Source organism: Pseudomonas lini, from assembly GCF_030812475.1.
In the GTDB taxonomy this organism is placed as follows: domain Bacteria; phylum Pseudomonadota; class Gammaproteobacteria; order Pseudomonadales; family Pseudomonadaceae; genus Aquipseudomonas; species Aquipseudomonas lini_A.
The window spans coordinates 187220-206574 of the sequence record NZ_JAUSSR010000010.1; the positions used below are offsets into that span (position 1 = coordinate 187220).

Genomic DNA, 19355 nt, shown 5'->3' on the forward strand with positions numbered 1-19355 from the left:
CACTTTGTCTTTTAGAATCGGGCAAATTTTTGCGTGGAGTCTCCAATGGCCGGCAGTCAGATCGAACGTGTGTTCAATGTGCTGGAAAATCTCACCAGCGTTCCCCGCGGTCTGCCGATGCAGACGCTGGCCGAGCAGCTCGATATCCCGAAAAGTGCGACCCATCGCCTGCTCGCCGAACTGATTCGGTTGGGTTACGTACGGCAGAACCCGGAGAATTTGCGTTATCACCTGTCCACCAAGCTGGTGGCCCTGGGGTTCCGTTATCTGTCGAGCAGCGGCGCCGATATCGTGCAGCCGGTGCTCGATCGCCTGGCCCGGGAAAGCGGCGAGCTGGTGCGTCTGGGGGTGATCGAAGGCGAGCGACAGACCTGGATTGCCAAATCCCAGGGTGCCCGCTCCGGTCTGCGCTACGATCCGGATATGGGCCGCGACGCGCCCTTGTTCTATACCGCTTCGGGGCATGCGTGGCTGGCGAGCATGAGCGATGCCGAAGCCTTGTCGCTGGTGGAACGTCAAGCCAGTGACCGCCCGGAGGACTTGGGGCCGAATGCTCCGCGCTCAAACATCGAGTTGCTGGAACGCCTGCGGTTGGCGCGGGAGCAGGGCTATGCCTGGGTCGAGGAGAGCTCGGCGGTGGGGACCTCAGCGATTGCGGCGGTGATACGGCATCCGGGTGATGGCCGGGTGGTCGGGGTACTCAGTATTGCCGGCCCGAGCGCGCGGATGCCGGGGGTGAGGTTGCATGAGTTGGCACCGTTGTTGTTGAAGTACACCGAGGAATTATCCGCGGCGAGTCAGGCATCGCAATTGTTGGGTTAACCTCGGAACACGGTCACCTCTTCAAATCGCTCAAATGTGTGCGTTGTTCGAACACTTTCGATCCTTGTTTGTGTAAGAATCTGGAACTGGGTTCTAAATTGTTTAGGGTTGCGACAGGCGCAGATGGCGTTAGATAAACCGTGAAGTTTTGACTTTAAGTAAGGAAACCCAATGACCGTCAGCACTCCGCTTTCCGGCGTCAATCAGCCCTTCAAGGGAATCATGCTGATCGTCGTCGCGACCTTTCTGTTTTCCAGTCATGACGCGTTGTCGAAATTTCTTTCTGGGTTCTACCCGATCATCATGGTGGTCTGGGCCCGATACCTGATTCACACCTTGTTGATGGCCGGGATTTTTCTGCCCCAATCCGGGCTGAGCGTCCTGCGAACCAGGCGGCCGTTACTGCAGTTGCTCAGGGCATTGTGCCTGCTGGGCACCAGTTTGTTCTTCACCACCGGTTTGCAGTACATCCCGCTGGCCGAAGCCACGGCAGTCAACTTTCTCGCCCCGGTCCTGGTGACCGCGCTGTCGGTGCCGTTGCTGGGCGAGCACGTCACCCGTGGCCAATGGATCGCGGTGATTTGCGGATTTATCGGTGTCGTGATCATTGTTCACCCCGGCGGCGACCTGTTCACCCCAGCCGTGTTGCTGCCGCTCTGCTCGGCCCTGTTTTTCTGCTTCTATCAATTGCTCACCCGCAAGCTCAGTAATATCGACAGCCCTACCACCAGCAACTTCTTCGCCGGTCTGTGCAACACCCTGGTGATGAGCGCGCTGGTGCCGTTCTTCTGGCAAGTGCCGAGCCTTGGGCATGGTTTCATGATGGTGGCGCTGGGGGCTTGCGGGATGACGGCGCATCTGTTTTTGACCCAGGCTTTCCGTTACGCCGCACCCGCCCTGCTGGCACCGTTCGGTTATTGCCAGATTGTCTTTGCCGGTCTGCTGGGCTGGCTGCTGTTTGCCCACACGCCGACCCTGACCACAGTGGTCGGGATCGCGGTGATTTGCTGCAGCGGGTTGGCGGCGGCCTGGCAACAAAGCCGTCGGTAAAAACGCTGACCGATTTGTGTAGGAGCGAGCTCGCTCGCGATGGACTTGAGAACGCTGCGGGGTGTCAGGCTTGCAGCGTTATCGTTGACGACCATCGTCGGAACGCCGCCCGGAGCAAGCTCGCTCCTACAGGGGGATTGCGTCGGACTTTTAATCGGTGATGGTAGGAATCTTGCGCGGTGCCATGAAGTACATCCAGATCAGCGCGATGAAATACATCGCCGGAATCATGGTGAACAGTACCGTGTAATTGTTGTTGGTGATGGTCAGGATGTGTCCGACCAACTGGGTCATGAACATCCCCCCGATGGCGGCGCACATGCCGCCGAAACCGAACACCGTACTCATCATGTGCTTGGGCGTGTAGTCCATGACCAGGCTCCAGATGTTCGCCGTCCAGGCCTGGTGCGCACCGATGGCCAGGGAGATGGCGGCCACGGCGACCCACAGATTGCTGGAGCCTGCCGCCATGATCACGCCGATGATGCAGCAGGCGAACAGGAACATGGACAGCAGTCGCGCCTTGATCGGGTTCATTCCGCGCCCGATCAGGAACGAGGACAGGATGCCGCCACCCACGCTGCCGAAGTCGGCGGTCAGGTAGATGATGATCAGCGGGATACCCATCTGGGTCACGTTGATCCCCAGGTTGTATTGCTGATTCAGGAACGGTGGCAGCCAGTAGAGGTAGAACCAGAAGACCGGCGCGGTCATCGAATAAGCGAGGGCGAAAGCCCAGGTGCCACGCATGCGCAGGATTTTCGAGAACGGCACGCGGGTCTGTTCCGGTTCGACTTCATTCTGGATGTAGTCCAGTTCCGATTGTTTAACGCTTGGGTGATCCTCCGGGTTGAAGTATTTCAAGCCCCAGAACAGCAACCAGATCCCGCCCAGTGCCGACATGCACAGGAACGCGGCCTGCCAGCCCCACACGTGGAGGATCAGCGGCAGCAGCATTGGCGTGAACATCGCCCCGACGTTGGTGCCGGCATTGAAGATGCCGGTAGCGACGGCACGTTCGCCGGCCGGGAACCACAATCGCGTGGTTTTCACGCAGGCCGGATAGTTGGCAGCTTCGGTCAGGCCCAGGATGAAGCGGCAGACCATGAAACCGACCGCCGATGTGGCCAGGCCGTGGGCGCCTGTGGCCAGGCTCCAGAGCAGTACCGCGCAGAAGAACACCCGCTTCACGCCGACCCGGTCGATCAGCCGGCCCTGCAGCACGAAACCGATGGCGTAGCCGACCTGGAACCAGAAGTTGATGTTGGCGTAGTCCATCGCCGTCCAGCTCATTTCCTTGGCGAGGATTGGCTGCATCACGCCCAGTGCGGCACGGTCGATGTAGTTCAGGGTGGTGGCGAAAAACACCAGCGCCAGCATGCCCCAACGGGTTTTGCCGACCGCCATGGCGCCGCGGATCTTGTCGCCGATGCCGCCGGCGGTGCCGATGGCCGGAGCCATGCGTGAACTCTGAGAAGGAATCATCTGTGCCATCCGTTCAATGAGTGACAAGCGAAGCTCGTCGGGACTTCAAGGGCGCGTGATCAATCGGTGGCGCTGGACGCGGGGCGATTGATCGGCTGAGGTGCTTTGGTCAGCTGAAGAAAGCGCGTTTTTCAGCGAGCGGCACGGTTCGGCCTGAGGCACGAGACGTTTGGATGGACGCCAGGCAGGGTGTATGAGAATTCGAGCGAGGGAACAAGGCGTTGAATGAGTGCATGAGCGGCTACCCGTTTTTTTGAAATTTTTATGTGGTGTTCTGGGTCTTCTGGTGACCGAGACCGGTTCATGACCGGACTCAATGTGATGTCGATGTTGCGCAGTGGACGAAAAATCGTCAATTCGCTAACCGCCATTGTGTTCGATAATCGCACGCAAAACTAACTGGATAGTACACTTTGAATTGCTGTGTGAGATTACGCAGCCAATAATTCACTCAAAGCTAAACGCGATCCCTGTAGGAGCCCGGCTTGCCGGCGATAGCGGCCGCGAGATCGCCATCGCCGGCAAGCCGGGCTCCTGCAAAAAGCGTGAGATGCCACTAACAAAACTGTCTCCACCACCGGGAGTCGACATATGCAGCGTTCCATTGCCACCGTGTCCTTGAGCGGTACCCTACCGGAAAAACTCGAAGCCATTGCCGCCGCCGGTTTTGATGGTGTGGAGATTTTCGAGAACGACCTTCTTTACTACGACGGCAGCCCGCGGGAAATCAAACAGATGTGCGCCGATCTCGGGATCGCCATCACCCTGTTTCAACCGTTCCGTGATTTCGAAGGCTGCCGCCGCGACCGGCTGCCGCGTAATCTGGAACGGGCCGAGCGCAAGTTCGACTTGATGCAGGAACTGGGTACCGACCTGGTGCTGGTGTGCAGCAACGCCTCGGCCGACTCCATCGGTGATGAACAGATCCTCATCGACGACTTGCGTCTGCTGGCTGAACGCGCCGGTGCCCGTGGCCTGCGGATCGGTTACGAAGCACTGGCCTGGGGCCGGCATGTGAACACCTGGCAACAGGTGTGGAACATCGTCCGTCAGGCGGATCACCCGAGTCTGGGCGTGTTGCTGGACAGTTTCCATACGCTTTCGCTGAAGGGCGATCCGAGCGCTATCGCCGACATTCCCGGCGACAAGATTTTCTTTGTGCAAATGGCCGACGCACCGATCCTGGCCATGGACGTGCTGGAGTGGAGCCGGCATTTCCGTTGTTTCCCAGGGCAGGGCGAGTTCGACTTGCCAGGTTTCCTCGCTCCGATCATCAAGAGTGGCTACACCGGGCCGTTGTCGCTGGAGATCTTCAACGATGGTTTTCGCGCTGCCCCGCCCCGGGCCAACGCCGCCGACGGTCTGCGTTCCTTGCTGTACCTGGAGGAGAAAACCCGCGAGCGTCTGGCCCAGGAAGCCACAATCCCGGCCAACGTCGATATCCTGTTCGAGACACCCACAGCCTGCGAATACAACGGAATCGAGTTTCTCGAGTTCGCGGTAGACGAAAGCCTTGGGGCCAAGCTTTCCCATTGGCTTGAGCGGCTCGGCTTCGTCAAGGCCGGGCAACACCGCTCCAAGAGTGTCAGCCTGTTGCGCCAGGGCGATATCAACCTGATCCTCAACTCCGAGCCTTATTCGTTCGCCCACAGCTTTTTCGAAGCTCATGGTCCATCGCTGTGCGCTACCGCTGTTCGGGTCAAGGACAGCGCGAGCGCGCTGGCCCGGGCCGTGGCTTACAAAGGTCAGCCCTATCGCGGACTGGTCGGGCCCAACGAACTGGAGCTGGCCGCCGTACGCGCACCGGATGGCAGCCTGATTTATCTGGTGGACCAGGACGCCGACGTCTATGGCACCGATTTCAATTTGCAACCTGCCTCCGTGGCCAGCGGGGGGCTCAAGCGCATCGACCACATGGCCATGGCGTTGCCGGCCGACAGCCTCGACAGCTGGGTGCTGTTCTATAAGAGCCTGCTGGATTTCGAAGCGGATGATGAAGTGGTGCTGCCCGACCCCTATGGCCTGGTGAAGAGCCGGGCGTTGCGTAGCCGCTGCAGCTCGATCCGCTTGCCGCTGAACATTTCCGAAAACCGCAATACCGCGATTTCACACGCGCTGTCGAGTTATCGCGGCTCCGGTGTGCATCACATCGCCTTTGATTGCGACGATATCTTTGCCGAGGTCAGCCGTGCCAAAGAAGCAGGTGTGCCGCTGCTGGATATCCCGCTCAATTATTACGATGACCTGGCGGCGCGCTTCGATTTCGACGACGAGTTCCTCAGCGAACTGGCGTACTACAACGTGCTTTACGATCGCGACGCCCAGGGTGGTGAGCTGTTCCATGTGTACACCGAACCTTTTGAAGGACGGTTCTTTTTTGAAATCATCCAGCGCAAGAATGGCTACGCCGGTTACGGTGCGGCCAATGTGGCGGTCCGGCTGGCAGCCATGGCCAAATCGCGCAGCGGTGCCATCCGTCAGGCAAAGTTGTAGGAAATTCGTAAACGCGGGGTTAAACCGCTGCCGCGCGGCTTCCTTCACTGTGCGGCGCGGCCCATAATCGCCAGCCTGTGCAGTGACGGCCGTGAGCCCGCAATGACAATAACTTCAGAACTCTCAGCAGCGCCCGACGAACCTATTGCAGAGCCTCGCAAGAGCCGCAAGAACAATCCGGAAAAGACCCGCGAGAACATCCTGCAAGAAGCCATTGTAGAGTTCGTTCAGCAGGGGCTTTCCGGCGCTCGGGTCGATGCGATCGCCGAGCGTATCAAAACCTCCAAGCGCATGATCTATTACTACTTCCACAGTAAGGAACAGCTCTACGTCGAGGTGCTGGAGAAACTCTACGGCGATATTCGCTGCACAGAAAACCGTCTGCACCTGGCGGAGCTGGCGCCGGTGGAGGCGATTCGCCGGCTGGTCGAATTCACCTTCGATCATCATGATCGCAACGTCGATTTCGTGCGTATCGTCTGCATCGAGAACATTCACAACGCCGACTATGTGAAACGCTCCGATGCGATAAAGGCGATGAACAACACCATCCTCGATTCACTGGGCGAGATTTTGCGTCGCGGGGCCGAGGAGGGGGTGTTCCGCGCGGGGCTCGATCCGCTGGATGTCCACCTGCTGATCAGTTCGTTCTGCTTCTATCGTGTGTCGAACCGCCATACGTTCGGTGAGATTTTCCAGATCGACTTGCCGGACGAAAGCATCAAGCAACGTCATCGGGAGATGATCTGCGAGTCGGTGTTGCGCTACCTGCAGGCCTGACTGTAGCGAGCGAGCTTGCTTGCAGTGGGCTGCGCAGCGGCCCAAAAATGCTGGGCAGAGTCAGCTATTTTGTAAGTGCTGCGCACTCAAGCGTCGGATCGCCGCCCGGAGCAAGCTCGCTCGCCACAGAATAGTTTCCGCCTCAGGTCTCAACCATTCATACACTGAAAATGCGCCAGCATCCGCTGCGCATCCGGCACTACGCCGCTGAACAATTCAAACGCCTTCACCGCCTGAAACACTGCCATGTTGCCGCCATCCAGTGTCCGGCAGCCCAAGGCGCGGGCGCTGCGCAGCAGTTCGGTTTCCAGCGGGAAATAGACGATCTCCGCCACCCACAGCTCTGCTCGCAACATCTCCACAGGAACCGGCGTGCCCGGCAGTTTTTTCATGCCCATGGGCGTGGTGTTCACCAGACCGTCGGCCTCGGCCAGGGTGCTCTGCAGATCTTGCCCGGCGACCGCGCGGCCAGCACCGAAGTGTTGATTGAGGTTGTTCGCCAGCGATTGCGCGCGGCGAGTATCCACATCAAAAATGCTCAGCAGCTTTACGCCTTCGCTCAATAACGCATGGGCCACCGCTGCGCCTGCACCGCCTGCACCCATTTGCACCACCCGTTCAACGGCAACGCCCTGCAGGCCACGGCGAAAACCTTCGGCAAAGCCCAGGCAATCGGTGTTGTGGCCAATGCGTTTGCCGTCCTTGAGTACCACTGTGTTGACTGCCCCGATGCCGCGCGCTTCCGGCGACAGTTCGTCGAGCAGCGGGATGATGGTCTGTTTGCACGGAAAAGTGATGTTCAGACCGGTGAAGTTCATTCGCTCGGCTGCCAACAGCAGGTCGGGCAAGGCACTGCTGTCGAGTCTCAGCGGGTCGAGATCGATCAGGCGATAGAGGTAACGCAAACCCTGGGCATCGCCTTCTTGTTCGTGCAGTGCCGGGGTGCGGGAAGCCTGGATGCCGGCACCGATCAGTCCGGCCAATACGGTCTTGTTCTGGATCATGGCGTTCACCCCTTCAACCGCAGGCTGAAATGTTCCAGCTCCAGGCGGTAACCATGGCTGCCGAAACCGGCCATTACGGCGGTGGCAATGGCTGAAACGAAGGAGTGGTGCCGGAACGGCTCTCGGGCATGGACGTTGGAGAGGTGGACTTCGATCACCGGCAGTTCGCTGGCGACCAGGGCATCGCGGATTGCCACCGAGGTGTGTGTCCAGGCCGCCGGGTTAATGACGATCCCCGCACAACGGCCGCGGGCGGCGTGAATCCAGTCGAGCAGTTCGCCTTCATGATTGGTCTGGCGAAACTCCACCGCCAGTCCGAACTCTTCAGCGGCACGTGCGCACAATGCCGAAACGTCGGCCAGGGTTTCGTGACCGTATGTCGCCGGTTCCCGGGTGCCGAGCATGTTCAGGTTGGGGCCGTTAAGCACCAGGACGATAGGGGGCATCGCTATTCTCCACTTATTATTTTTGGAACCGGCCAAGCGTTTCGGCCTGTAGAGATAAAATGTACCAGATGGTTAATTTGGTCAATTGCAGAGCAGACGTCTGCAGTTTTTGTGTGCGGTGATCGAACATACGCAAAAGAACGCAGCCTGCGGCACAGGGATCTTCAGTGAACGCCAGATCGGTGAACGCCACCGATCTGTGTAGGAGCCGGCTTGCCGGCGAAGGCGGCGGCACGTTTGGCAGAGGTGCTGGCTGACAGACTGCTTTCGCTGGCAAGCCAGCTCCTACAGGTCTTGCGCGACACCTCAATCCCGAACACCCTGCGATCTTCTCAGCGCGGCAGATGCTCGACCAGAAAATCGATGAAAGCCCTCAATCGCAGCGGTACATGGCGACTCTGCGGATAGAGCAGGGTGAACGGCCGCGAACGCCCGCCATAAGGCTTGAGTACTTCCACCAGCGAACCATCGGCCAGTTCGTTTTCGACGATGAAGCGATAAGTCTGAAACAGACCCGCCCCATGTTTGGCCAGGGTCACGCCACCGAGCACGTCGTCGGAACAACTGAGGCTGCCCTCGGCAAGAATCTCTCGCTGTACGCCGTCGTCGTTGAACAACCACGCAATGCGCCGGCCGCTGCTGGGCAGTTCGTACTGAATGCATTCATGCTGCGCCAGGTCGTCGAGGGTTTGCGGAATGCCGGCACGTTTCAGGTAGGCGGGACTGGCGATCATCACCAACCCTGCGTCTTCCAGGTGACGGGCGATCAGGCCGGAATCCGGGATCGCCCGCACGCGGATGGCCATGTCATAGCCTTCGTCCACGAAATCGATGTTGCGATTGCTGATGTGCGACTCGACTTTCACCGCCGGGAAGCGTTCCCGAAACGCCGGCAGCAACGGCAGGATGCGGTGATGGGCATACGTGGTGGGGATACTGATGCGCAAGGTGCCGGAAGGCTCCTGTTGCTGGCCCATGACCTCACGTTGGGCCTCGACCAGTTGCGCCAGCGCCTGACGACACTCTTCGTAATAGCGTCGGCCACTGTCGGTCATTTTTACGCTACGAGTGGTGCGCGCAAACAGCCGCACACCGAGGCGCTCCTCCATGCGCGACACCGATCGGCTCACGGCTGCCGGCGTCACGCCCGCCACCAGCGCGGCAGCGGTGAAGCTACCGGCCTCGGCGGCCAGGCAAAACAGCTCGATGCTGCCCAATTGAAGATCGTCGAATTGTCGCTGCATGATTGATTACACCAGGGATCAAATGGAGTGGCTAATTCTGTATTTATCAAATTGGCGAAAGGATTGCTTACCATTTTTCCCTGTGATCCGGGTACTCAGAACGACTTTGCGCGCTAGCCTCAAAATTCGAGTATTGGACGTGAGTCTGTACCGGTGGTCGGATTCTTCAAGGATTGGTGAGCCGTTGAGCTCAATAACCTAACGGATGGGTTAGCATGAGAGTATGCAGCTACAAAGGATTTTCTTTGGTGATCCTGTTGCGTGACGAGCATTGCCCGCCTCATGTGCATGTGGACGCGAGCACATGGAGCGCGCGCTTCAAGTTCAGCTTTTGGCACAACGGCGTAGAGCTTTGGGATGTTATTCCTCATGCGCGACGACCACCTGTAGCGGTGCTTGAGGGCTTGCGTCAGACGCTCAGGCAATCTGCCCATTTACGGCGAGCTCGCGGCATTTGGTGGAACAAATTGCAGACGGTTTGTCTCGACCGTCAATTATGGGATTGGCGCAACAACGAAGTCGTCGTGGTTAAGCAGATCGCAAGTACCACCCAGATGATTGACTCGGCTTGTTATGAGCCTCTGGAGAACAGGACCCGGTTGACCCTGATGGGGACAATGGAGGGTGTGGAGATTGAATTATGAAAGCAGTAAAGGCCAAAAATCATGGGGATCGACCCGTCACAGAGTCAGTGCTGGATGAAGCGATCGAGCGAGGCCGGTCGCGCCGCAATAGCGGTTTGCAGGCGACGGCTGTGACGTTTCTGGAACCGTGCCTGGCCGTCAGCTTTGAGGATGGCAGTGGCGTATTGCTTCCAGTGAAGTGCTACCCGGAATTCGAGGATTTCAGGAGCGAGGATTACGCCGGATTGAAAGTCGGTTTTGCCGGCACCGCCCTGTGTCATGAAGGTAAGGACTTGCAGATATCCATTGCCGGGATGATTTCGGCGAGCAAGCCGCTGATGGACATGGCCGCCTCGGTCATCGCCTCGCGCAACGGTCGCCAAAGCACTGCCGCCAAGGCAGAGGCCGCGCGGACCAACGGCAGGAAGGGCGGGCGCCCGCGCAAGGTCGAAGTCGCTCTTTGAATGTCCACAAAAAAGCCGTCGTGATGACGGCTGATTCGTAGGCGGCAACTGCGATCAACGACGGGTCAACAACACCCCGGATTCCATGTGATGTGTCCATGGGAACTGGTCGAACATCGCGCAACGGGTGATGCGATGGGTGTCGTGCAGTTGGGCGATGTTGGCCGCCAGGGTTTGTGGATTGCAGGAAATATAGAGGATGTTGTCGAAGCGCCGGGTGAGCTCGCAGGTGTCCGGATCCATGCCGGCACGCGGCGGGTCGACGAAGACGCTGCCGAATTCGTAGCTTTTCAGATCGATGCCGTGCAGACGACGGAACGGGCGCACTTCGTTCAACGCCTCGGTCAGTTCCTCGGCGGACAGGCGCACCAGGGTGACGTTATCCAGCGCGTTATCGCTGAGATTGCTCAATGCCGCATTGACCGAAGACTTGCTGATTTCGGTGGCAAGCACCTTGCGCACGCGGGTCGCGAGGGGGAGGGTGAAGTTGCCGTTGCCGCAGTACAGTTCAAGCAAATCGTCGGAACGATCGCCCAGTGATTCGTAGGCCCAGTTGAGCATCTTCTGGTTCACCGTGCCGTTGGGCTGGGTAAACGCGCCTTCCGGCTGGCGGTAGCTGAACGTGCGGCCGCCGACCTCCAGTTTCTCTATCACGTAATCTTGACCGATGACTTCGCGCTTGCCCTTGGAGCGGCCAATGACGCTGACATTCAGCTCGGCTGCCAGTGTCGAGGCGGCGGCGTGCCAATGCTCGTCCAGCGGACGGTGGTAGCACAGCGTGATCATGGCATCGCCCGCCAAGGTGGTCAGGAACTCCACCTGGAACAACTTGTGACTCAGGGCTGCGCTGGCCTGCCAGGCTGCCTTGAGCTGCGGCATCAACTGATTGATGCGCAGGCTTGCGATGGGAAATTCTTCGATCAGGATCGGCGTGCGTTTGTCTTCCTGGGAAAACATCGCGTAGTGACGCTCGCCGGCTTCGCGCCACAGGCGAAACTCTGCGCGCAGGCGGAAGTTTTTCAGCGGTGAGTCGAACACGGCAGGTTCTGGCGCATCGAACGGGGCCAGCAGATCACGCAGGCGCGTGACCTTTTCTTCGAGTTGAATGGCGTAAGCCTGGGTATCAAAAGTCATGCGTTGAACCAACCCAATTTGATCACGAACAGAATCGACAGGATCACCAGCGCCGAATTCAGTTCACGGGCGCGGCCGGACAGCAGCTTGATCGCGGTCCAGGAAATGAAACCGAAGGCGATGCCGTTGGCGATGGAATAAGTGAATGGCATGGCCAGGGCGGTGACCACGACCGGTGCAGCAACGGTGATGTCGTCCCAGTCTATTTCGGCCAGGCCGGATGTCATCAGTACTGCGACGAACAGCAAGGCAGGTGCCGTGGCGAATGCCGGAACGCTGGCAGCCAGTGGCGAGAAAAACAACGCCAGCAGGAACAGGATCGCAACCACGACAGCGGTCAGGCCGGTGCGGCCGCCAGCACTCACGCCAGCGGCGGATTCAATGTAGCTGGTCGTGGTTGAAGTCCCCAGCAAGGAACCGGCCATGGCCGCGGTACTGTCGGCGATCAGGGCACGACCCATTTTTGGCATGTGGCCATCCTTGCTCATCAGGCCGGCGCGCTTGGCCACACCAATCAGGGTGCCAGAGTTGTCGAACAGATCGACGAACAGGAAAGCGAAAATCACGCTGACCAGACCGATGTCCAGTGCGCCTTTTATGTCCAGTTGCAGGAAGGTTGGCGCCAGCGACGGTGGCATCGACATGACGCCGCCGAAGGGGGTGAACCCCATGACGATGGAGGCGACAGTCACGGCCAGAATGCCGATCAGCACGGCGCCGCGAACCTTCAGGGCTTCGAGGGCGACGATCAGGGCAAAGCCCAGGGTGGCGAGGATCGGGGCCGGTTGCTTGAGGTCGCCGAGGCCGAGCATGGTAGCAGGGTTGCTGACGACGATGCCGGCGTTGTGCAGGGCGATCAGCGCCAGGAACAGGCCGATACCAGCGGCAATGGCCGAACGCAGGGGCAACGGGATACTGTTGACGATCCATTCCCGGATACGGAAGATCGAGAGCAGGAAGAACATCACCGCCGAGATGAACACCGCACCCAGTGCCACCTGCCAGGTGTGACCCATGTTCAGGACCACGGTATAGGTGAAGAAGGCGTTCAAGCCCATGCCCGGCGCGAGCGCGATCGGGTAGTTGGCGATCAGGCCCATCACGGTGGAGCCGATGGCGGCCGCCAGGCAGGTCGCGACGAACACCGCCCCCTTGTCCATCCCGGTCTCGCCGAGGATGCTCGGGTTGACGAACAGAATGTAGGCCATGGCCAAAAACGTCGTGACGCCCGCCAGAATCTCGGTCCGCACGTTGGTGTCGTGTGCCTTGAGTTGAAACAGCCTTTCCAGCATGTCTGCTCCCCGTGGCGCGCCAGGCGCCGTGAATGTATCGACTTCAACAGCAAAGCACAGGCCACCGCAGGCGCCCGATAATTTGCTGCAGGTCGGAAAAAGCCGCGCATCATACCAGCAGCGTGGGGTTATGACTGCTTATGGCGGCGATCGTCGTCGATGTTTTGCGTGAAAGCCAAGTGAGCCATACTGCGCGCCGGTGTGGGGGGGACTTATGTATTGCATGGGAAAACAGCTGGTGAATGGATTCGGACTCTCGATGGCCCTGTTGGCAGGGGCACAGATCGCCTCGGCTGCATCGGCGCCGCCTTTGAGTCAGGTGAAGGTGCTCCGGGTCGAGTCGCCGGGCTGTGGTTTTGAGAGCATTGCCCAGGGACAGGAACAGACACGCTGCAATCACAGTGGTGCGAACATCAGGGTCTACGTGCTGGAAGTCGGCTACGGTCGTGGGGCGCATGTCGGGCTGGACGGCTTCGAGATCAACGGCACCCGGACCCCGATCTGTGCCTTTGATAATGGCAACCTGACTGAATGCACCGTAGGGAAACACACGGTCGGCTATATGTATGTCTTCGATCTGGCAGGCAAACAGGAGGGAACCTTCACCTTTAGCAATACCTCGACCAATGCGCCTGGCAATACCCTGTCGACGCAGCTGTACATCAAGTAACGGCAGACGCGAACGAAAGGCGGGAAAGCTGACTACGCTTTAAGGATCATTCAGTGGACTGCGCCCATGACCTTTAGAGCTCTGATTACCCTCGCCGAGGGCATCGATGACCTGCAAGCAGTGACCCTGATCGATGTCCTGCGCCGTGCCAAAGTCGAGGTGGTGGTGGCGAGTATCGAGGGACGGCGCATGCTCACCTGTGCCCGTGGCACCCGAGTGACGTCCGATGCGATGCTGGTGGACTTGCTGGCCCAGCCGTTCGATCTGATCGTACTCCCGGGTGGGGACGTGGGGGCGCAACATCTGGCGGCGCATCAACCCTTGCAACAATTGGTCAAGGATCAGGCGGCGGCCGGGCGTTTGTTCGCCGGCATCGCCGAGGCCCCGGCACTCGCGCTGCAGGCCTTTGGCGTCCTGCGCCAACGACGAATGACCTGCCTGCCATCGGCCAGCCATCAACTGTCGGGTTGCAACTTCGTCGACCAGCCAGTGGTCGTCGACGGCAACTGCATCACCGCCCAGGGCTCGGGTGCTGCACTGGAGTTTGCCCTGGCGCTGGTGGAGCAACTCTGTGGCAAGCCCACGCGGACCGCGGTGGCAGGGGAATTGGCGGGCTAGCGCTGCGCTTGTGGCGAGCAAGCTTCTCGCCACAAATCAATTCCCTTGAACACTCTCACCTTCCCCGAAGTCGTACCCCATATGACGGCGGTTTGCGAAAACGCCGCGAACGTACGACCAACCGTGAGGTGTTTATGAGCGCGACCACTCCCGACGCTGCGCAACCGTCATTCGCCCGACTCCCGCTGGGCCTGACCCTTAACGGTCAGGAGCGTCAGCTTGAGATCTTGCCCTGGACCACATTGCTGGATTTGTTGCGTGAGCAACTGGACCTGGTCGGCACAAAAAAAGGTTGCGACCACGGTCAATGTGGCGCCTGCACGGTGTTGCTCAATGGCAAGCGAGTGAACGCCTGCCTGACGCTGGCGGTGATGTGCGACGGTGCCGACCTGGTCACGGTCGAAGGCCTGGCCAACGGCGAGGAACTGCATCCGATGCAGCGTGCCTTCATCAAGCATGATGCCTTTCAATGCGGCTACTGCACGCCAGGGCAGATTTGCTCGGCGGTGGGACTGGCTAATGAAGGCCGGGCGCAGACCTCCGAGCAGATTCGAGAAGGGATGAGCGGTAACCTCTGCCGCTGCGGTGCCTACAACAACATCCGCGATGCCATCGAGGAAGCGCTTCCCGCTTGTATGCAAGGTGTCGGGCAAGGAGGTGGCCAATGAATCCTTTCCACTACAGCAAGCCGGATTCGGTGCAGGATGCCGTGCATCTCGCAGGTCCCGCCTCGCGTTTCATCGCGGGCGGTACGAATCTGCTGGATCTGATGAAGGAAAACGTCACCCGACCCGAGCACCTGATCGATATCACCGGCCTGCCTCTGCGTGAAGTCAGCGAAACGGCCAGGGGCGGACTGATGATCGGCGCCCTGGTCAGCAACGCCGACCTCGCCTGGCACCCCTTGATCGAGCAACGTTACCCGCTGTTGTCCCAAGCCATTCTGGCGGGCGCATCGCCGCAATTGCGCAATATGGCGAGCACGGGTGGCAATCTGTTGCAACGTACCCGTTGCTATTACTTCTACGACGCCAGCGTGCCGTGCAATAAACGCGAGCCGGGCAGCGGTTGCCCGGCTCGCGATGGTCTGAATCGAATCCACGCCATCTTTGGCGCCAGTGCGCAGTGTGTCGCCACGCATCCCTCAGACATGTGCGTGGCCCTGGCTGCGCTGGAGGCGGTGGTACACGTGCAGGGTCGTGGTGGTGCGCGCAGCATCGAGTTTGCCGATTTCCACCGTTTGCCCGGCGAGGCTCCGGAGCGTGACAACCAACTGGCCGACGATGAGCTGATCACGGCCATCGAGCTGCCCGCTGCCGGTTTCGCCGACTGCAGCCATTACCTGAAGATACGCGATCGCGCATCCTATGCCTTTGCGCTGGTCTCGGTGGCCGCAGCGCTCAAGGTGGTCGGGCCCATCATTCGCGAAGCGCGGCTGGTCCTCGGTGGCGTGGCGCACAAACCCTGGCGTGACAAGGCCGTCGAAAGCTGGCTGACGGGCAAGGCACCCAGCCGTGAAACCTTCACTGCCGCCGCCGATACCCTGCTGCAAAACGCCGAACCGCTCGAACACAACGCGTTTAAAGTCAAACTGGCGCGGCGGGCCATTGTCCGCGCCCTGAGCGATGCCGCGCAGGGAGGGCAGCCCGATGAATAATTTCACTCAACCCTTGGGCCAGCCGCTGGACCGGGTCGACGGTCAGCTCAAAGTGACCGGTCAGGCACGATACGCCGGCGAATTCACCGAAGAAGGCCTGCTTCACGGCAGCGTCGTTTCCAGCAACATCGCCAGTGGTCGGGTAGTCCGGATTGATGCATCGAAGGCATTGGCGCTGCCTGGTGTGATCGCGATCATCGATCACACGAACCGGTCGAAAATCGCCAGTTACGACGAGCCATACGAGGACGCCGACTCGGCCGAGGGCTCGCCGTTCCGCCCCTTGTACAACGACCGGGTTCTGTACAGTGGCCAACCGCTGGCGCTGGTGGTCGCCGACAATCTTGAATTGGCGCGGTATGCCGGTTCACTGGTGGTGATCGAATACGAAACCGCAGAGCATCAGACCGATTTGCTGAAGCTGCAAGGCGAAGCCCGGGAGGCACCCGTCGATCTGCCCAAACCCCGTGGGCATTTTCAGGAGGAATTTGCCGGCGCAGCCATCAGCCTGGACCTGAACTACAGCACGCCGATCGAACATCACAATCCGATGGAGCCCCATGCCAGCACGGTCCTGTATCAGGGCGATGGCAGCCTGCACATCCACGACAAGACCCAGGGTACGCAGAACTGTCAGTCCTATGTGCAAAAGGTCTTTGGACTCGAGAAACAGCACGTCAGAATTTTCGCGGCTTATGTCGGCGGTGCATTCGGCTCGGGCTTGCGCCCGCAATATCAGCTCGTACTGGCCGTCATGGCGGCGCTATCGCTCAAGCGCTCGGTGCGGGTGACGCTGACCCGGCAGCAGATGTTTACGTTCGGTTACCGACCCCGCACATTGCAGCGTCTGCAAATAGGGGCGGCGGCCAATGGTCGTTTGCTGGCGATCGCCCATACCGCCATTGGCCAGACCTCCAGATTCGAAGATTTCACCGAGCATGTGGTGGAGTGGAGCGGCATGCTCTATCACTGCGACAACGTGCAGCTGACCTACAAATTGTTGCCGCTGGATGTGTTCACGCCATTGGACATGCGCGCCCCGGGTGCCGCGCTGGGGCTGATCGGCCTGGAGTGTGCCCTGGATGAAATGGCCTGCGCCCTGGCGATCGACCCGCTGCAGTTGCGCCTGATCAATTTTGCCGAACGCAATCAGAACGAAGACAAACCCTATTCCAGCAAGGCATTGCGCGAGTGTTATGCCCAGGGCGCCAAGCGCTTCGGTTGGGAACAACGCAATGCCGAACCCCGCAGCATGCGCCAGGGCCGGCAGCTGGTTGGCTGGGGCATGGCCGGTGGCGTCTGGGAGGCCATGCAGCAGAAGGCCAGTGCCAAAGCCCGTCTCGATCACCACGGCAAACTGACGGTCAGCAGCGCAACGACAGACATCGGCACCGGCACTTACACGGTGATGACGCAAATCGCCGCACAGGCGTCGGGCGTTTCGGTGAAGGATGTCACCTTTATCCTCGGCGACTCGTCCTTACCGACCGCGCCGTTGCAGGGAGGATCATTCACTGTCTCGTCAGTGGGCACCGCGGTGCAGCAAGCCTGTGAAGCCTTGAAGGAAAAACTGCTTGCCGTCGCGCGGCAGACGTCTGCGGCATTCGCTGGCGTGACCGCTGAACAGGCCGTTTTCGAAGAAGGGCATTTGACCTTCGGCGAGGCGCGGGTGGCATTGGCCGCGCTGGCCAGGGACAGCGGGGAAGAGGCGATCGAGGTTCAGGTGGATGCCGAGCCCGACAAGAAACGCGAAGCCTATGCCACCGCTACTCACTCGGCAGTGTTCGTCGAGGTATTGGTCGATGAGGACTTGGGTATCGTCAAGGTCAACCGTGTGGTCAGTGCGATCGCTGCGGGCCGGGTAGTCAACCCGAAAATGGCCCGCAGCCAGATCCTTGGCGGTGTTGTCTGGGGCATCGGCATGGCGTTGCACGAAGAGACTCAAACCGACCACGCCCTGGGCCGTCACATGAACCACAACCTGGCCGAATACCACATCCCGGTAAACGCTGACATCGGCGACATTGACGTACTGTTTGTCGAAGAACACGACGAGATCGTCAATGCCCTGGGTTCCAAGGGCGTGGGCGAAATAGGCATCGTCGGGGTGGCGGCAGCCGTGGCCAATGCCATCTACCACGCCACCGGCACACGGGTGCGGGATTTTCCGATCACCTTGGACAAACTGCTTTAAACCCGGACTTCTTCAACCGGCATATGCATGCGGTCGCGGTGGGCCAGGGTCGGGAACAGCTTGATCCAGACCCCGGTCACCACCAGCGTGCCGATGCCGCCCATGACCACCGCCGGCACAGTGCCGAACCAATGGGCGGTCAGGCCGGATTCAAACTCGCCCAACTGGTTCGAGGCGCCGATGAACAGACCGTTCACCGCGCTGACACGGCCGCGCATTTCGTCCGGGGTTTCCAGTTGCACGAACGAGGCGCGGATCACCATGCTGATCATGTCCGCCGCACCCAGCACCACCAGTACGGCAAGGGAAAACCAGAAGGAGGTGGACAGGCCGAACGCGATAGTCGCCACGCCAAACACGCCCACCGCGGTGAACATCACTCGCCCGACCTTGCGATCCACGGAAAACCGCGCCAGCCATAGCGACATCAGCAACGCCCCCACCGCCGGGGCCGAACGCAACAGGCCAAGGCCCCAGGGACCCGTCAACAGAATGTCCTTGGCGAATACGGGCAACAGCGCTGTCGCGCCACCGAGCAGGACCGCAAACAGATCCAGGGAAATCGCCCCGAGGATATCCGGACGGCTGCGAATGAAGCGGATGCCCGCCAGCAACGAATCGAGGGTGGCCTTGCCCTTGTTCAGCGGTGTCTGTCGACCGGGCAAGTTGAGCATCAAGCCACAGGCGATGACGTAGAGAATCACGGTCGGGCCATACACCCAGACACTGCCGAAGGCGTAGAGCAAGCCACCGAGTGCCGGAGCGACGATGGTCGCCGATTGTTGGGCTGACTGAGCGGCGGCGACGGCGCGCGGGAACAGCGCACTGGGCACGATGCTCGGCAGCAGGGCCTGGGTGGTCGGCATTTCGAAGGAACGGGCGGCACCCAGCAGGAACGCGAGGATGAAAATCATTTCCCGGGTGACATGGTCGGTCGCACTGCCGATGGCCAGGGACAGGGCGATCAAGGCTTGCAGGGACTGGCAGATTGCCGCGACCTTGCGTCGGTCATAACGGTCCGCCACGTGCCCGGTATGCAGCATGAACAGCACCCGCGGGGCAAATTCCACCAGTCCCACCAGACCCAGGTCGAGCACATTGCCGGTCAGCTGATACAGGTTCCAGCCGATGGCCACGGTGAGCATCTGAAAGCCGCTGGCGGTAAATACCCGAGCCAGCCAGAACGCGATGAAAGGGCGGTGATGACGTAGCAGCAGTGGCGCTTGGTCAGGCATTTGATGACGAATCCGGGCGAGGGAGGTGTCGAGATTATCATCAACCTGTAACTAGAAGTTGCGGAGCCAAGGGATTTAGTTAGCTAGACACCGATCTTAAGGGCGACGTCAGTGAGGCAACCTGTCACGCGGCAAAAGACCACA

At 59.9% G+C, this 19355-nt stretch carries 18 protein-coding genes; 11 read left to right on the forward strand and 7 right to left on the reverse strand.

What is annotated here, in order from left to right; genetic code table 11:
- Positions 1-45: 45 nt before the first annotated feature.
- Together J2W17_RS20175 and J2W17_RS20180 are read left to right on the forward strand one after the other, a co-directional pair.
- Complete coding sequence (locus J2W17_RS20175) at positions 46-822, forward strand: IclR family transcriptional regulator (RefSeq protein WP_307338171.1); 777 nt, start codon at positions 46-48, stop codon at positions 820-822.
- Between the two features lie 171 nt (positions 823-993).
- On the forward strand, positions 994-1872 hold the full coding sequence (locus J2W17_RS20180) for a DMT family transporter (RefSeq protein ID WP_307338174.1): 879 nt from the start codon (positions 994-996) through the stop codon (positions 1870-1872).
- Between the two features lie 150 nt (positions 1873-2022).
- On the opposite strand, the gene J2W17_RS20185 is transcribed toward J2W17_RS20180, so the two are convergent.
- A complete protein-coding gene (locus tag J2W17_RS20185; RefSeq protein WP_307338177.1) occupies positions 2023-3357 on the reverse strand; it encodes an MFS transporter in 1335 nt (444 codons plus the stop codon).
- A gap of 591 nt (positions 3358-3948) precedes the next feature.
- On the opposite strand from J2W17_RS20185, the gene quiC reads away from it, so the two are divergent.
- Both quiC and J2W17_RS20195 read left to right on the forward strand, forming a co-directional pair.
- Positions 3949-5850 carry a 3-dehydroshikimate dehydratase QuiC gene (gene quiC, locus J2W17_RS20190; RefSeq protein WP_307338180.1) on the forward strand — a complete coding sequence of 634 codons (1902 nt, stop codon included), beginning with the start codon at positions 3949-3951 and terminating at the stop codon, positions 5848-5850.
- A gap of 102 nt (positions 5851-5952) precedes the next feature.
- A complete protein-coding gene (locus J2W17_RS20195; protein ID WP_307338183.1) occupies positions 5953-6630 on the forward strand; it encodes a TetR family transcriptional regulator in 678 nt (225 codons plus the stop codon).
- Between the two features lie 149 nt (positions 6631-6779).
- Here J2W17_RS20195 and J2W17_RS20200 read toward each other — a convergent pair whose 3' ends face one another.
- The 3 genes from J2W17_RS20200 to J2W17_RS20210 all read right to left on the reverse strand — a co-directional run bounded on the left by J2W17_RS20200 (position 6780) and on the right by J2W17_RS20210 (position 9324).
- A complete protein-coding gene (locus tag J2W17_RS20200) occupies positions 6780-7634 on the reverse strand; it encodes a shikimate dehydrogenase (RefSeq protein ID WP_307338186.1) in 855 nt (284 codons plus the stop codon).
- A 5-nt stretch (positions 7635-7639) separates the two neighbouring features.
- Positions 7640-8080, reverse strand: coding sequence for a type II 3-dehydroquinate dehydratase (gene aroQ, locus J2W17_RS20205; RefSeq protein WP_307338190.1), 441 nt, complete (start codon positions 8078-8080; stop codon positions 7640-7642).
- 332 nt (positions 8081-8412) lie between these two features.
- Positions 8413-9324, reverse strand: coding sequence for a LysR family transcriptional regulator (locus J2W17_RS20210; RefSeq protein ID WP_307338193.1), 912 nt, complete (start codon positions 9322-9324; stop codon positions 8413-8415).
- Between the two features lie 215 nt (positions 9325-9539).
- On the opposite strand from J2W17_RS20210, the gene J2W17_RS20215 reads away from it, so the two are divergent.
- Together J2W17_RS20215 and J2W17_RS20220 are read left to right on the forward strand one after the other, a co-directional pair.
- Complete coding sequence (locus J2W17_RS20215) at positions 9540-9968, forward strand: DUF4160 domain-containing protein (RefSeq protein ID WP_307338196.1); 429 nt, start codon at positions 9540-9542, stop codon at positions 9966-9968.
- A complete protein-coding gene (locus J2W17_RS20220; protein ID WP_307338199.1) occupies positions 9965-10411 on the forward strand; it encodes a DUF2442 domain-containing protein in 447 nt (148 codons plus the stop codon). The genes J2W17_RS20215 and J2W17_RS20220 overlap by 4 nt, the downstream gene beginning before the upstream one ends.
- A gap of 54 nt (positions 10412-10465) precedes the next feature.
- Here the strand turns inward: J2W17_RS20220 and trmA are convergent, their stop codons facing one another.
- Together trmA and J2W17_RS20230 are read right to left on the reverse strand one after the other, a co-directional pair.
- Entirely contained in the window at positions 10466-11545 is a 1080-nt protein-coding gene (trmA, locus tag J2W17_RS20225; protein WP_307338202.1) for a tRNA (uridine(54)-C5)-methyltransferase TrmA, read from the reverse strand.
- Positions 11542-12837 (reverse strand): NCS2 family permease, encoded by a 1296-nt coding sequence (locus tag J2W17_RS20230; RefSeq protein WP_307338206.1) that lies wholly within the window; start codon positions 12835-12837, stop codon positions 11542-11544. The genes trmA and J2W17_RS20230 overlap by 4 nt, the downstream gene beginning before the upstream one ends.
- A gap of 223 nt (positions 12838-13060) precedes the next feature.
- Between J2W17_RS20230 and J2W17_RS20235 the strand changes: the two genes are divergently transcribed.
- The 5 genes from J2W17_RS20235 (at position 13061) to J2W17_RS20255 (ending at position 17976) form a co-directional block, all read left to right on the forward strand.
- Entirely contained in the window at positions 13061-13507 is a 447-nt protein-coding gene (locus J2W17_RS20235; RefSeq protein WP_373460002.1) for a DUF4879 domain-containing protein, read from the forward strand.
- Between the two features lie 66 nt (positions 13508-13573).
- Positions 13574-14125 carry a DJ-1 family glyoxalase III gene (locus J2W17_RS20240; protein ID WP_307338212.1) on the forward strand — a complete coding sequence of 184 codons (552 nt, stop codon included), beginning with the start codon at positions 13574-13576 and terminating at the stop codon, positions 14123-14125.
- A 134-nt stretch (positions 14126-14259) separates the two neighbouring features.
- Complete coding sequence (locus J2W17_RS20245) at positions 14260-14793, forward strand: (2Fe-2S)-binding protein (RefSeq protein ID WP_307338215.1); 534 nt, start codon at positions 14260-14262, stop codon at positions 14791-14793.
- On the forward strand, positions 14790-15782 hold the full coding sequence (locus J2W17_RS20250; protein WP_307338218.1) for an FAD binding domain-containing protein: 993 nt from the start codon (positions 14790-14792) through the stop codon (positions 15780-15782). The genes J2W17_RS20245 and J2W17_RS20250 overlap by 4 nt, the downstream gene beginning before the upstream one ends.
- A complete protein-coding gene (locus tag J2W17_RS20255) occupies positions 15775-17976 on the forward strand; it encodes a xanthine dehydrogenase family protein molybdopterin-binding subunit (protein ID WP_307338221.1) in 2202 nt (733 codons plus the stop codon). Before J2W17_RS20250 ends, J2W17_RS20255 begins: the two co-directional genes overlap by 8 nt.
- Here the strand turns inward: J2W17_RS20255 and J2W17_RS20260 are convergent.
- A complete protein-coding gene (locus J2W17_RS20260) occupies positions 17973-19211 on the reverse strand; it encodes an MFS transporter (protein WP_307338225.1) in 1239 nt (412 codons plus the stop codon). The genes J2W17_RS20255 and J2W17_RS20260 overlap by 4 nt on opposite strands.
- Positions 19212-19355 lie beyond the last annotated feature (144 nt).

Bases quoted from the DNA above. Each gene is read 5' to 3' on its own strand.
- quiC (WP_307338180.1), top strand. From the start codon at position 3,949: ATGCAGCGTTCCATTGCCACCGTGTCCTTGAGCGGTACCCTACCGGAA.
- J2W17_RS20250 (WP_307338218.1), top strand. From the start codon at position 14,790: ATGAATCCTTTCCACTACAGCAAGCCGGATTCGGTGCAGGATGCCGTG.
- J2W17_RS20200 (WP_307338186.1), bottom strand. From the start codon at position 7,634: ATGATCCAGAACAAGACCGTATTGGCCGGACTGATCGGTGCCGGCATC.
- J2W17_RS20215 (WP_307338196.1), top strand. From the start codon at position 9,540: ATGAGAGTATGCAGCTACAAAGGATTTTCTTTGGTGATCCTGTTGCGT.
- J2W17_RS20235 (WP_373460002.1), top strand. From the start codon at position 13,061: ATGGGAAAACAGCTGGTGAATGGATTCGGACTCTCGATGGCCCTGTTG.
- J2W17_RS20260 (WP_307338225.1), bottom strand. From the start codon at position 19,211: ATGCCTGACCAAGCGCCACTGCTGCTACGTCATCACCGCCCTTTCATC.
- trmA (WP_307338202.1), bottom strand. From the start codon at position 11,545: ATGACTTTTGATACCCAGGCTTACGCCATTCAACTCGAAGAAAAGGTC.
- aroQ (WP_307338190.1), bottom strand. From the start codon at position 8,080: ATGCCCCCTATCGTCCTGGTGCTTAACGGCCCCAACCTGAACATGCTC.
- J2W17_RS20230 (WP_307338206.1), bottom strand. From the start codon at position 12,837: ATGCTGGAAAGGCTGTTTCAACTCAAGGCACACGACACCAACGTGCGG.
- J2W17_RS20255 (WP_307338221.1), top strand. From the start codon at position 15,775: ATGAATAATTTCACTCAACCCTTGGGCCAGCCGCTGGACCGGGTCGAC.
- J2W17_RS20210 (WP_307338193.1), bottom strand. From the start codon at position 9,324: ATGCAGCGACAATTCGACGATCTTCAATTGGGCAGCATCGAGCTGTTT.
- J2W17_RS20180 (WP_307338174.1), top strand. From the start codon at position 994: ATGACCGTCAGCACTCCGCTTTCCGGCGTCAATCAGCCCTTCAAGGGA.
- J2W17_RS20185 (WP_307338177.1), bottom strand. From the start codon at position 3,357: ATGATTCCTTCTCAGAGTTCACGCATGGCTCCGGCCATCGGCACCGCC.
- J2W17_RS20220 (WP_307338199.1), top strand. From the start codon at position 9,965: ATGAAAGCAGTAAAGGCCAAAAATCATGGGGATCGACCCGTCACAGAG.
- J2W17_RS20195 (WP_307338183.1), top strand. From the start codon at position 5,953: ATGACAATAACTTCAGAACTCTCAGCAGCGCCCGACGAACCTATTGCA.
- J2W17_RS20245 (WP_307338215.1), top strand. From the start codon at position 14,260: ATGAGCGCGACCACTCCCGACGCTGCGCAACCGTCATTCGCCCGACTC.
- J2W17_RS20240 (WP_307338212.1), top strand. From the start codon at position 13,574: ATGACCTTTAGAGCTCTGATTACCCTCGCCGAGGGCATCGATGACCTG.
- J2W17_RS20175 (WP_307338171.1), top strand. From the start codon at position 46: ATGGCCGGCAGTCAGATCGAACGTGTGTTCAATGTGCTGGAAAATCTC.